13 protein-coding genes are annotated in these 11,602 nt (G+C 60.7%); 10 read left to right on the top strand and 3 right to left on the bottom strand.

Annotation, left to right across the window (positions count from 1 at the left end):
• Positions 1 to 84: 84 nt before the first annotated feature.
• Together SIC14_RS09835 and SIC14_RS09830 are read right to left on the bottom strand one after the other, a co-directional pair.
• Positions 85 to 594 (bottom strand): hypothetical protein, encoded by a 510-nt coding sequence (locus SIC14_RS09835; RefSeq protein ID WP_412565649.1) that lies wholly within the window; start codon positions 592 to 594, stop codon positions 85 to 87.
• Positions 518 to 1,900 (bottom strand): hypothetical protein, encoded by a 1,383-nt coding sequence (locus SIC14_RS09830; protein WP_412565648.1) that lies wholly within the window; start codon positions 1,898 to 1,900, stop codon positions 518 to 520. The genes SIC14_RS09835 and SIC14_RS09830 overlap by 77 nt, the downstream gene beginning before the upstream one ends.
• A 320-nt stretch (positions 1,901 to 2,220) precedes the next feature.
• Here SIC14_RS09830 and phnC point away from each other — a divergent pair, with 320 nt between their 5' ends.
• The 5 genes from phnC to SIC14_RS09805 all read left to right on the top strand — a co-directional run bounded on the left by phnC (position 2,221) and on the right by SIC14_RS09805 (position 6,929).
• A complete protein-coding gene (gene phnC, locus SIC14_RS09825; protein ID WP_412565647.1) occupies positions 2,221 to 3,039 on the top strand; it encodes a phosphonate ABC transporter ATP-binding protein in 819 nt (272 codons plus the stop codon).
• Between the two features lie 60 nt (positions 3,040 to 3,099).
• A complete protein-coding gene (phnD, locus tag SIC14_RS09820) occupies positions 3,100 to 4,014 on the top strand; it encodes a phosphonate ABC transporter substrate-binding protein (protein WP_412565646.1) in 915 nt (304 codons plus the stop codon).
• A 106-nt stretch (positions 4,015 to 4,120) separates the two neighbouring features.
• On the top strand, positions 4,121 to 4,999 hold the full coding sequence (gene phnE / locus SIC14_RS09815; RefSeq protein ID WP_412565645.1) for a phosphonate ABC transporter, permease protein PhnE: 879 nt from the start codon (positions 4,121 to 4,123) through the stop codon (positions 4,997 to 4,999).
• A gap of 23 nt (positions 5,000 to 5,022) precedes the next feature.
• On the top strand, positions 5,023 to 6,309 hold the full coding sequence (gene phnE / locus SIC14_RS09810; protein ID WP_412565849.1) for a phosphonate ABC transporter, permease protein PhnE: 1,287 nt from the start codon (positions 5,023 to 5,025) through the stop codon (positions 6,307 to 6,309).
• Positions 6,309 to 6,929 carry a chloramphenicol acetyltransferase gene (locus SIC14_RS09805; RefSeq protein ID WP_412565644.1) on the top strand — a complete coding sequence of 207 codons (621 nt, stop codon included), beginning with the start codon at positions 6,309 to 6,311 and terminating at the stop codon, positions 6,927 to 6,929. Before phnE (SIC14_RS09810) ends, SIC14_RS09805 begins: the two co-directional genes overlap by 1 nt.
• A 21-nt stretch (positions 6,930 to 6,950) precedes the next feature.
• Here SIC14_RS09805 and phnF read toward each other — a convergent pair whose 3' ends face one another.
• Complete coding sequence (phnF, locus tag SIC14_RS09800) at positions 6,951 to 7,661, bottom strand: phosphonate metabolism transcriptional regulator PhnF (protein WP_412565643.1); 711 nt, start codon at positions 7,659 to 7,661, stop codon at positions 6,951 to 6,953.
• Between the two features lie 144 nt (positions 7,662 to 7,805).
• On the opposite strand from phnF, the gene phnG reads away from it, so the two are divergent.
• From phnG to phnK, 5 genes are read left to right on the top strand one after another with little or no spacing between them, the layout of a single operon-like run.
• Complete coding sequence (gene phnG, locus SIC14_RS09795) at positions 7,806 to 8,273, top strand: phosphonate C-P lyase system protein PhnG (protein WP_412565642.1); 468 nt, start codon at positions 7,806 to 7,808, stop codon at positions 8,271 to 8,273.
• Positions 8,273 to 8,842 (top strand): phosphonate C-P lyase system protein PhnH, encoded by a 570-nt coding sequence (gene phnH, locus SIC14_RS09790; protein WP_412565641.1) that lies wholly within the window; start codon positions 8,273 to 8,275, stop codon positions 8,840 to 8,842. Before phnG ends, phnH begins: the two co-directional genes overlap by 1 nt.
• Positions 8,842 to 9,942, top strand: coding sequence for a carbon-phosphorus lyase complex subunit PhnI (locus SIC14_RS09785; RefSeq protein WP_412565640.1), 1,101 nt, complete (start codon positions 8,842 to 8,844; stop codon positions 9,940 to 9,942). The genes phnH and SIC14_RS09785 overlap by 1 nt, the downstream gene beginning before the upstream one ends.
• Positions 9,943 to 9,947: 5 nt before the next feature.
• Positions 9,948 to 10,832, top strand: a complete 885-nt coding sequence (locus SIC14_RS09780) for an alpha-D-ribose 1-methylphosphonate 5-phosphate C-P-lyase PhnJ (protein WP_412565639.1) — start codon at positions 9,948 to 9,950, stop codon at positions 10,830 to 10,832.
• The gene (gene phnK / locus SIC14_RS09775; protein ID WP_412565638.1) at positions 10,829 to 11,599 is read left to right on the top strand and encodes a phosphonate C-P lyase system protein PhnK; all 771 of its coding nucleotides are present in this window, start codon (positions 10,829 to 10,831) and stop codon (positions 11,597 to 11,599) included. Before SIC14_RS09780 ends, phnK begins: the two co-directional genes overlap by 4 nt.
• The last annotated feature ends 3 nt before the right edge of the window (positions 11,600 to 11,602 follow it).

Genomic DNA, 11,602 nt, shown 5'->3' with positions numbered 1-11,602 from the left:
TCGCTGACGGTGGAACTGTAGGTGGTGCCAGTGAAGAAACTGTCGAGCGGATCGGTGAACGAAATGTCACTCGCCGCAGCCGTTTCAACCGTTTTGCAGCCGGAAGGTCACGTTGGTGGTGCCGCCACGGACCACCTGATCCTCGGCAAAGACCTTGGTCATGGCCAGCTCGATCGCGCCGGACCCGTAGTTGAAGCTGGCTGCGGCCGTATTGCCGGTCAGTGCACTTGGGCCGCTGGCCAGAATGGGATCGGCAATCGACTGGTAGACACCCGATGCCAGATTGTTCCCGACGTTGTAGGTCACGGTGAATTCGCAGGTCTCCAGCGGGGCAAGGCTGCCCCCCTCGAAGTCAATGCCGGGGGCGGCAAAGTCCGGACTGGGCGATAGGCGGTTGGCGGTATTGATATAGTTGCCGCCGCAGGCAGCAATCTGGCCTGCAAAGGCAACGGAGGCGAAACCAACATCCAACTCCGCCCCGGCCGCGTCATGAACCCTGGCGTTGTTGTCAACAAACTCAACGCCGGTCAGGGTGGTTGCCGCGTTGGGGTTGTTCAATGCATAGCGGATCGAGATGGTTCCGCCCGGTGTCACCGGATCGGTCAGGATCGTTTTGGTCAGTACCGGCGGCCAAAACGGCAGGTACAGCCGAAACGGTCAGGGTGTCCTGGCCAGTCGAAGTGCCCACAACCGGTGTGCCACCAATATTGGCGCTCACTGCCGAAGTGATGTTGTCATAATCACCAGCAGTGGCCACGCTGGGCAACACAACGTCAATGTCAAAACGGCATTCTGCGCCCGCCGCAAGGGCACCGCCCGACAGGGTGACGGTGCTAGTGCCCGACAGGGCCGAGCCGCTACCACATGGATCGGACGGGAAGTTGCCACCGGTGGTGCCACTCAGCATCAGATCCAGATCATCCGCGAAGGTGATGTCGGTCGCCGCTTCGGTGCGGCTGAGGTTGCGCAGGGCAAACGACAGGGTCACGGTCTCACCAGGCAGCGCCGGGTCGCCGCTGAACAGTTTGGAGATCGACACCTCGCCTGCAGCCGGAGCGGCGACGGTCAGATTGCCAACCGCAGCCCCCAAGTCGCCTGCCGAGGACGAGCCGCTTTCCGACACAAGCGCAATTTGCCCCGATGTGCCGACAAGCAGGTCCAGGCTGACCGTGCATGTGCTTCCGGCTGCGACTGTATAGCCACTCATGGCAAAATTTTGACCGCCTTCTGCGGCCGTCAGAGTGGGCGAACCAAACGCCGAGCAATCTGTAACCAGATTGCTGGGGCTTGCAACGGTGATACCAGCAGGGAACGTCTCGGAGAGAGACATGAAGTTCACCGCAGCGCCATTTGCCGTGTTGTCGAAAGAATAGGTCTGCGTCACCACCGTGTTAAGGGCAGGTGTGTTGGTAGAAAACGTCTTGGTCAGCGAAGAGCGGCCCGAATCTGCCTCAAGCGACGCGCTGGCCGGCGTTGTGGTCCCTTCGGAGGAGTTCAAAATACCGGTGGTGCTGGCATGCACCCCAGGTGTGGCCAGGGAAACCAAAACCTCGATGGTGCAGGTCTGAAACGCCCCGACCAGGCCGCCGGTCAAGGACAGCGAGGTGTCGCCTGCTGCAGCCGTCACAGTGCCGCCACAGGTGTTACTGAGCACACCAGAGGCAACTGTCATCTGGCCGGGCACCGTCGGCAATGTGTGGGTGAATTGCACTGCAGAATTGGGCGTCGCACCGGGGTTGGTGATGGTATAGGTCAGAACCGACCCGGCGTTCACACCGACCGTGCTTGGTGAAAACCCTTTGCTAAAGCTCAACGCATCCTGCGCCGCTGCATCCTGCGCCAAAACGCCAAAGCCAAGTGTTACCCCAAGTGCCGCAATCTTGCGCCCAATCGACAGCATTGCCTGCCTCCCCTCATAATTCTGTTACAGGCGTGCCGTCGCACCCCGCATGCAGGTAAGTCGCTCTTTCAACGAAAACGGAAATTACCCAACCCCAACGAGCCACCCTTGGCACAGCTTGGTGCGCAAAGGAATAGTCCTTTGGAATCACGACGTGTTTTTTAGCATCTGTGTAGCGGCGCAACACTCCATACGTCTGCGTCGCTGCAGCAGTCAAATGCGGGGCAGCAATCGCCCCTGTCGCAAAACTTTGATGAATCCGTCGTTTTAGCGTCGCAGAGCAGGGCCATATCCGCCGAGAAGAATTTTGGGGGATAGAGATGCTTGCGTTCCAAGGGCTGACCAAACGTTTTGGCAACAACACCGCTGTCGACAATGTCTGCCTAGAGGTGGACCGACCGATGATGATCGGCATCATTGGGGCCTCCGGTGCGGGGAAATCCACCCTGCTGCGGATGGTGAACCGGCTGACCGACGCCACCGAAGGGCGCCTGCTGTTTGAGGGCCGTGACGTGCTGCAGCTAAAGGGTGCCGAGATGCGCCAGTGGCAGTCGCAATGTGCGATGATTTTCCAGCAGTTCAATCTGGTGCCGCGTATGGATGTGGTGTCCAACGTGCTGCATGGCACGCTGAACCGGCGCTCGACCCTGTCGACAATGTTCAACCTCTATCCCAGCGCCGACATTCACCGCGCCATCGACATTCTGGAACGTATGGGCATCGAAGCCCATGCCGCCAAACGTGCCGAGGCGCTGTCAGGTGGGCAACAGCAACGGGTCGCCATTGCGCGCGCTCTGATGCAGGACCCGCGGATCATTCTGGCGGATGAACCGATTGCCTCGCTCGACCCGATGAATGCCAAAGTCGTGATGGACACGCTGCGCCGCATTCACGAAGAGGACGGCCGCACAGTCATCGCCAACCTGCACACGCTGGACACCGCGCGGCAGTATTGCGACCGCGTGATCGGCATGCGTCTGGGCCGTGTGGTGTTTGACGGCACGCCGGATCAGCTGACTACCGGAGTGGCACGCGACATCTATGGCGCCGATGCCAGCTTCTCGGAAGCGGCAACCAGCACCAGCCTGGACACTTTGAAACGGCCCACGCCAGCGCAGCCTGCGCCAGCCAACGCCTGAACCGACTTCAGCATCCTGAAGCGGGATCGCTTCGGGACAACATCAAACCGGAGAGAAACGATGAAAAAGCTGATTGCTGCCGTACTGGCAACCACCGCCCTGACTGCAACTGTTGCCGCCCCTGTGTCGGCAGAAGGCATTGACCAGTTCCGCATTGGTATTCTGGGTGGCGAAAACGCCCAGGACCGTCTGAACAACAACGAATGCCTGCGTGCCCGCACCGAAGAGCTGCTGGGTGTTGAAACCAAACTGTTCGCCCCTGCCGACTATAACGGTGTGATCCAGGGTCTGCTGGGCGGCACCATCGACATGGCCTGGCTGGGCGCCTCGGGCTATGCCAAAACCTACCTGTCGGACCCCGAAGCGGTAGAGCCGATCCTGGTGAAAGTGAACACCGATGGCGGCTACGGCTACTTCTCCATCGGCTTTGCCCGCAAGGACAGCGGCATCGCTCAGCTGGAAGACATGAAAGACAAGGTCTTTGGGTTTGGCGATCCGAACTCGACCTCGGGCTTCCTGATCCCTTCGATCGAAATCCCCGAAGCCACCGGTGCCACCATGACCTCGGGCGACTATTTCGGCGAAGTGAAATTCACCGGTGGCCACGAGCAGACCATTGTTGCCGTGAACAACGGCGACATCGACGGTGGTGTGACCTGGGCGGACGGTCTGGGTGACTGGGAAGATGGCTACAACTCGGGCGCGCTGCGTCGCGCCGTGGATGCCGGCCTGGTGGACATGAACGATCTGGTGCAGATCTGGCAGTCCAAGCCGATCCCCGAAGGCCCTGTTGTTCTGCGCAAGGCCCTGCCCGCGGACGTGAAGATCAAAATGACCGGTCTGATGGCCTCGCTGGAATCGATGGATGCCGAATGCTTCTACGGCGTGGCCGCAGGTGAAGCCAAAGGTTTCATGCCGATCACCCATGACGCCTACGAAGTGATCATCGAAGCCCGCAAGCTGAAATCCAACTGATTTCACTTGTCCCCCAAGGCGGGTCCCGGGATGCCGGGGTCCGCCCTTTTCATATCCAGAGGTTGCCCTCACGCGCCTCTGCCCTGACTGCCCGGATTGGCCTGCCATGACTGCTACCATGACCGACACTTGCCCAGACACCCGTTCTGCCTATTTCGCCCTGACGCGGCGAAAACGCATGTATAACAGTATCTTTCTAGTGCTGTTCATTGCGCTGATGGTGGCAGGCTTTGCCACGGCTGATGACCGAAACGCGGGCAGCTTTGCCGATGGTCTGCACCGTTTGTTTGACTTCCCTGCCGAAGTGCTGGGCGAAGCGGCCCAGAAACTGGCCGAGTTTCCGGCCCATTTTGCCCGTTTCCTGCCCGCTTTGATCGAAACGCTGAACATCGCAGGGGCCGCCACCTTGGTTGGGGCGCTGATCGCGATTGTGCTGTCGCTGCTGTCGACACGAGGTCTGGCGCTGTGGCCGCGGGCCATTCCGCTGTTTCGCCGGGTGATGGACATCATGCGGGCCATTCCGGAGATCGTGATTGCTCTGGTGCTGATCTTTGTCCTGGGTGGCGGGCCGGTGCCCGCCATGATCGCCATTGCGTTCCACACTGCGGGCGCTTTGGGCAAGCTGTTTTCCGAGGTGAACGAAAACGCCTCTTTGAAACCTGTTGAAGGCCTGCAATCGGTTGGCGCGGGCTGGGTGCAACGGATGGTGCTGGGGGTGATGCCGCAGGTGTCGCCCAATTACCTGAGCTACGCGCTGCTGCGGTTTGAAATCAACATCCGTGCCTCCGCCATCCTTGGCTTCGTCGGTGCAGGCGGCATTGGCTATGAGCTGAAAAACGCGATGTCCTGGGGCAAGGGCAAATATGACGAGGCGGCGGCGATCTTCCTGCTGTTGTTCCTGACCATTGTGCTTGTTGACCAAATCTCCTCGGCGCTGCGTGAGCGCCTGACCCACGGAAATCGCAAATCGGAGGCAACGCTGTGACCCACGCTGCAACCCCTATTGACCTGCGCCCACGCGCAACGGCTCTGATCGCGCGCAAACGCCTGATTGCGCTTACATTTCCTGCGGTCATTCTGGCCTATCTGACCTATGTTTTCTTTGCCTTCAACGTGCCCGGACTGGCAGAACGGGCCAGCCTGAAGAACGCCCGCACGCTGGTAGCGGACAGCTACAGCTACAAAACCCACGTGACCCGCGACATGCGGGCTGGCGATGTTGCCATCGCGATTGAGGGCGAACGCAAAGGCGCCTATCCGGAGGGCACGGCCCCTGAATGGGTCACAATGGGCGAAGAGACCCTGGTGGATCTGGGCGCGGGCCATCTGGTCACGCTGGGGGAAACCATCCGCTATGAAGTGCCGGGCTATGGCGTCATCAACGTAGAGGTCAGCCGCGCTAAAGGTGTGCAGCCAACCTTCCCCGATGGGAAAGTGCCAGACTGGGCCAGCACCTCCAAATCGCGGCTGGCCATCACCACCGAGGCAGGCCGGCTGAACGTCACCCGCACCAAAGCCGAAGTGTTCAAATATGAAACCGGCTGGGAGTTGTTCTTCTTCACTCTCGACAGCCCCTATTACGGCAAATCCCCTTTGGAACTGGCCCGTCTGGCCAGCAACGGCGAAGCAGGGGCGATCTGGGACGGGTTCTGGAACAACAAGATGTGGCACCACGGTCAGGTGGCTTGGGCGATCTTTGAAACCATCCTGATGGCCTTCCTCGGCACTTTTGGTGCCGCTGTGATTGCGCTGCCACTGGCCTTTCTGGCGGCCAAGAACTTTGCCCCGCTGCAAGCGATCCGCTTTGCCATGCGCAGGTTGTTTGACTTCTTCCGTGGAGTCGATGCGCTGATCTGGACCATTGTGCTGGCCCGCGCCTTTGGCCCCGGTCCGCTGACGGGCGCGCTGGCGATTCTGATCACCGACACCGGCAGCTTCGGCAAGATGTTCTCGGAAACATTGGAAAACGTCGACGGCAAACAGGTGGAAGGCATTCGCTCGACCGGTGCAAAACCGCTGCAACGCTACCGCTTCGGGGTGATCCCGCAAGTGGTGCCGGTGTTCCTGAGCCAGGTCCTCTACTTTCTGGAAAGCAACACCCGCTCGGCCACGATCATCGGGGCGATTACCGGCGGTGGCATCGGGTTGCTGCTGACACAGGCCATGATCACACAGAAAGACTGGGAAGAGGTGAGCTATTACATCCTGCTGGTGATCGTGATGGTGATGGTGATGGATTGGCTGTCGGGCCTGCTGCGCGCACGGCTGATCCGTGGCGATGAGGGGGGACACTGATGGCCCGCCTCAACGCCGACACCCCGCTTGTTCATGACGGCTGCGCCATTGTGGCCAGCCAGATGGGCCGCTTTGTCGAGATTGGACAGGGCAGCCGGTTGAACCATGTCGAAATGGGCGATTATTCCTACTGCGACCGCTACGCAGATATTGCCAATACAGTGGTAGGGAAATTTGCCAATATCGCCAGTTTCACCCGCATCGGGCCAACGGATCACCCGATGTCGCAGGCCTCGCTGCACCATTTCCTTTATCGTTCCAGTGACTACTGGGACGATGCCGAGGTCGATGCCGCCTTCTTTGCCCATCGCCATTCCCGCGTTGCGCGGATTGGCCATGACAGCTGGATCGGCCATGGCGCCGTGATCCGACCGGAGGTGACAATTGGCATTGGCGCCGTAGTGGCGGCGGGGGCGGTGGTGACCAAGGATGTTGCCCCCTATCAGATCGTGGCTGGTGTGGCGGCGGAACCTTTGCGGATGCGGTTTCCCGACAGCATTATCGAGCGGCTGTTAGCGCTCAGATGGTGGGATTGGAGCCACGAGAAGCTGCGCTTGCATCTGGCAGATTTCCGCAAGCTGCCGATCGAGGCCTTTCTGGAACGGCATGAGGCGGCTTAAGCCGCCTCTTTCGCCCGTTTGTCAGTCCGGCGTCAGGGTCAGCGTCACCCGGTCCCCGGCAAACCAGCAGATGCCATATTCCACCGGCTCTCCTGTTGGGTCGATATTCACACTGTCGGATTTCAACACCGGATCGCCCTCACGCAGGCGCAAGTGCAGCGCCTGGGTGGCGGTTGCCAGCTCTGCCTTCAGGCGGGTGGCACGGCGGGTGTAGTCTGGGATTGCGCAGATCCGCAACGCCTCGGTGATCGAGGCGGTCTGCCCCAGCGCGGCCTCCATGTCCGGCAGACGATCCAGTGGAAACAGGCTGATGAACAGGCCAATCGGCACGTCGCCAGACAGTGTTAACCCCTCATAAAGCAGCACCGGATCCTCAGGTTTGATGGCCAATTGCGCTGCCTCGTGCGGGGTTGCCTTGCGCCGTTCCAGCCGCAGCATTTGACGGCCCGGCAACCGCCCCGCCGCCTCAATCGCGCGATGAAACCGGACCCGCCGCCCAATCGGGTAATCAGTGGGCGGCGCTTCGACAAACACTCCGGATCCACGGCGCGACCGCACAATTCCGCGTTCCCCAAGATCCGCAAGCGCGTGACGTACGGTATGGCGGTTGACGCCGAAACGTTTGGACAGCTCCGCCTCGGTCGGCAATTTGTCCCCCGCACGGTAATGCCCGTTTGTGATGTCTTGCTCCATCGTTGCCGCGATGGATTTCCACATTGGCGTCCTTGCCATGGCTGTCCTCTGTCTGCGCCAAACCGGTTTTTGCAAACGCGGCTTCACCAAAATTTCACAAAACGACGATTGCCGACTCGGGGTCAGAATCGCTAACATTTGTCTAGTTGTATAGATTCTTAGACAAATCGACAAGGTGTCTAGATGGACCATTCCCCCCCCGAACTGAGCGAGGCGCAACAGGCCCGCAAAGACTGGCTAAGCCTTTTGGCGAAAGCCCCTGCCGCACGGCTGGAGGCGCTCATGGCGTTGCAGCCGGAGGTGCCGCAATTTGACTGGCTGCGGGCGCCGGAAACCGGTGGCGTGATGCTGCGTGGACGTGCCGGAGGCACCGGCGCGCCGTTTAACCTTGGTGAAATGACCGTGACCCGCTGTGCCCTGCGTCTGAGCAGTGGTGAGGTGGGACATGGTTATGTGCAGGGCCGTGACAAACACCACGCCGAGCGCGCCGCAATGGTGGACGCCCTGATGCAGACCGCACACGCCGGGGCCCTGCGCGAAGCCGTGTTGGAGCCTCTGGCCTTTGAGGCCGAGGCCACCCGCCAGACCAAAGCGGCCAAAGCAGGCGCAACCAAGGTCGATTTCTTCACCATGGTGAGAGGAGAGGACTGATGCTGGATCAATCGCTAAAAGGTGGATTTGCCCAACCTGCGCAGGACTCGGCCCATGCCTTCCGGGCTGCGATGACCGCCATGGCACGGCCCGGCACGATTGAGGAAATCGCGCTGGCCGAAGCGCCTGAGCCAGTTTCACCCGCCGCGGCGGCACTGTTGCTGGTGCTTTGCGATCATGAAACCCCTCTTTATCTGGCAGACGGTTATGACACCGTGGCGGTGCGGGATTGGGTGACCTTTCACACGGGTGCGCCGCTGGTTGAACGCGCGGCAGCGCAATTTGCGCTGGGGCATTGGGAGGCGCTGCTGCCCGTCACCGATTTCGCCATTGGCACGCAGGAATACCCCGACCGCTCGGCCACATTGATTGTGGAACGGATGGAACTGACCTCGCAGGGCGGCCGCCTGACCGGCCCCGGCATCAAAGACAGCGCCACGCTGAACCTGCCGGAACAAAAGGCGTTCCAGAACAACCGGTTGCTGTTCCCGCTCGGACTGGATTTCTACTTCACCGCAGGGACGCAACTGGCGGCTCTGCCCCGCACCACAAGAGTGGAGGCTGACTGATGTATGTTGCAGTAAAAGGCGGCGAACGGGCGATTGAAAACGCCCACAGCTGGCTTGAGGAAACCCGCCGTGGCGACACCGCGGTGCCAGAGCTGAGTGTAGCCCAGATCCGCGAACAGATGGCACTGGCGGTGGATCGGGTGATGGCCGAAGGCTCGCTCTATGATCCGGATCTTGCGGCGCTGGCGATCAAACAGGCGCGGGGCGATTTGATCGAGGCGATCTTTCTCATCCGCGCCTATCGCACCACCCTGCCCCGCATTGGTCACGCTACCCCGGTTGAAACCGATCAGATGCAGTGCATTCGCCGGATCTCGGCCACGTTCAAGGATGTGCCTGGGGGCCAGGTGTTGGGGCCGACCTTTGACTACACTCACCGTTTGCTGGACTTCAAACTGGCGGCGGAGGGCGAGGTGTCGGAAGCAACCTCGGGCAAGGCCGTAGACGCCGAAATGCCCCGTGTCACCGGCATGTTGGATCAGGAAGGTCTGATCCAGCAAGAAACACCGAGCGATCAGACGCCCCCCGATATGACCCGCCAGCCGATGGCCTTTCCGGCGGGCCGTCCCTTGCGTCTGCAGGCGCTCAGCCGTGGCGACGAAGGCTTCACCCTGTCGATGGCCTATTCCACCCAGCGTGGCTACGGCCGCAACCACCCCTTTGTTGGGGAATTGCGGATTGGCGATGTAGCGGTTGAGATGGAGATCCCGGAACTGGGGTTCGCCATTGAGATTGGCGAGGTCACTCTGACCGAGTGTGAGACCGTGAACCAGTTCACCGGCTCGAAAACCGAGCCGCCGCAGTTCACCCGTGGCTACGGGCTGGTGTTTGGTCAGGGCGAGCGCAAGGCGATTTCGATGGCGCTGATCGACCGGGCGCTGCGTTGGGAAGAACTGGGCGAGGACAACGTCGGCGCACCGGCGCAGGATGAGGAATTTGTCCTTTCCCATGCCGATAACATTCAGGCGACGGGCTTTCTGGAACACATCAAACTGCCCCATTACGTCGATTTCCAGTCCGAGCTGGAACTGATCCGCAAGCTGCGTGCCGAGGCCCTGGCCGCCACCCAGCAAGCACCCCATCAAGAAGCTGCGGAGTGAGCGCGATGGAAGACTATAATTTCGCCTATCTGGACGAACAGACCAAACGCATGATCCGGCGCGCCCTGCTGAAGGCCTTGGCAATCCCCGGGTATCAGGTGCCCTTTGCCAGCCGTGAAATGCCGATGCCCTATGGCTGGGGCACCGGTGGGGTGCAGGTTACCGCCGCCTGCCTGGTGCCGGAGGACCATCTGAAGGTGATCGATCAGGGTGCTGATGACACCACCAACGCGGTCTCTATCCGCAAGTTCTTTGAACGCACCGCAGAGGTCGCGACCACAGAACACACCGGTGAGGCCACTGTGATCCAGACCCGCCACCGCATCCCCGAAGCGCCCCTGACCGAGGATCAGATCCTTGTCTATCAGGTGCCAATCCCCGAGCCGCTGCGTTTTCTGGAACCGCGTGAAACAGAAACCCGCAAGATGCATGCGCTGGAAGAATACGGGCTGATGCATGTGAAGCTTTATGAGGATATTGCCCGTCACGGCCATATCGCCACCTCTTATGCCTATCCGGTAAAGGTGGAGGGACGTTATGTGATGGACCCCTCGCCAATCCCCAAGTTCGATAACCCGAAGCTTGAAAGCGCCGCGATCCAGCTGTTTGGCGCGGGCCGTGAACAGCGGATCTATGCGATCCCGCCCTACACACAGGTTGTGAGCCTCGATTTCGAGGACCACCCGTTTGAACCGATGAAGGCCGAAGCGGATTGCGATCTCTGTGGCGCGTCGCACACCTATCTGGATGAAGTCATCACTGATGACGCGGGCGGGCGGATGTTTGTCTGTTCCGATACGGACTATTGCGCCAGCCGACAGGCGGCAGGCCATCGCGGGCGGTTGAGCCCGGACCCTGATTTGAAGACTGAGAAGGAGGCCGTGGCATGACCCCGCTGCTGTCCGTGCGTGATCTGCACAAGTCCTACGGCAGCCGGATCGGCTGCACCGGCGTGAACTTTGATCTCTACCCCGGCGAAGTGCTGGGCATTGTGGGCGAGTCCGGTTCGGGCAAATCCACCCTGCTGAATGCGCTGGCCGGTCATCTGGAGGCCGATCACGGCGAGGTTCTGTTCCAGACCCGCCACGAAGGTCTGCGCGACATGCGCCTGATGAGTGAAGCCGAACGGCGGATGCTGTCGCGCACCGATTGGGCCTTTGTGCATCAACACGCCCGCGACGGGCTGCGCATGTCAGTCTCTGCAGGTGGCAACGTGGGCGAGCGGCTGATGGCTGTGGGCGCCCGCAACTATGGCGACATCCGCGCACAGGCCATCGACTGGCTGGGCCGGGTGGAGATTTCCGAAGACCGCGTGGATGACCGCCCTTCAGCCTTTTCTGGTGGGATGCAGCAACGCCTGCAGATCGCCCGCAATCTGGTCACCGGACCCCGGCTGGTCTTTATGGATGAACCTACGGGTGGGCTGGATGTGTCTGTTCAGGCGCGCCTGTTGGATCTGCTGCGCTCGCTGGTCCGCGAAATGGGCCTAAGCGCCATCATTGTCACCCATGATCTGGCTGTGGTGCGTCTGCTGGCGGACCGGCTGATGGTGATGAAATCCGGTCATGTGGTCGAATCCGGCCTGACCGATCAGGTGCTGGATGATCCGCAGCATCCCTACACCCAGCTTCTTGTTTCCTCGATCCTGCAGGTCTGAGCC

It is taken from the genome of Thalassobius sp. MITS945101 (genome assembly GCF_047123305.1).
Taxonomy (GTDB): Bacteria; Pseudomonadota; Alphaproteobacteria; order Rhodobacterales; family Rhodobacteraceae; genus Thalassobius.
The sequence above is the reverse complement of the archived record's forward strand: the minus strand, read 5'-3'. Positions and strand labels throughout refer to the sequence as shown.

Coding starts and splice junctions, on each gene's coding strand:
- SIC14_RS09830 (WP_412565648.1), bottom strand. CDS start 1,900: ATGCTGTCGATTGGGCGCAAGATTGCGGCACTTGGGGTAACACTTGGC.
- phnC (WP_412565647.1), top strand. CDS start 2,221: ATGCTTGCGTTCCAAGGGCTGACCAAACGTTTTGGCAACAACACCGCT.
- phnD (WP_412565646.1), top strand. CDS start 3,100: ATGAAAAAGCTGATTGCTGCCGTACTGGCAACCACCGCCCTGACTGCA.
- phnE (WP_412565645.1), top strand. CDS start 4,121: ATGACTGCTACCATGACCGACACTTGCCCAGACACCCGTTCTGCCTAT.
- SIC14_RS09805 (WP_412565644.1), top strand. CDS start 6,309: ATGGCCCGCCTCAACGCCGACACCCCGCTTGTTCATGACGGCTGCGCC.
- phnF (WP_412565643.1), bottom strand. CDS start 7,661: ATGGCAAGGACGCCAATGTGGAAATCCATCGCGGCAACGATGGAGCAA.
- phnG (WP_412565642.1), top strand. CDS start 7,806: ATGGACCATTCCCCCCCCGAACTGAGCGAGGCGCAACAGGCCCGCAAA.
- phnH (WP_412565641.1), top strand. CDS start 8,273: ATGCTGGATCAATCGCTAAAAGGTGGATTTGCCCAACCTGCGCAGGAC.
- SIC14_RS09785 (WP_412565640.1), top strand. CDS start 8,842: ATGTATGTTGCAGTAAAAGGCGGCGAACGGGCGATTGAAAACGCCCAC.
- SIC14_RS09780 (WP_412565639.1), top strand. CDS start 9,948: ATGGAAGACTATAATTTCGCCTATCTGGACGAACAGACCAAACGCATG.
- phnK (WP_412565638.1), top strand. CDS start 10,829: ATGACCCCGCTGCTGTCCGTGCGTGATCTGCACAAGTCCTACGGCAGC.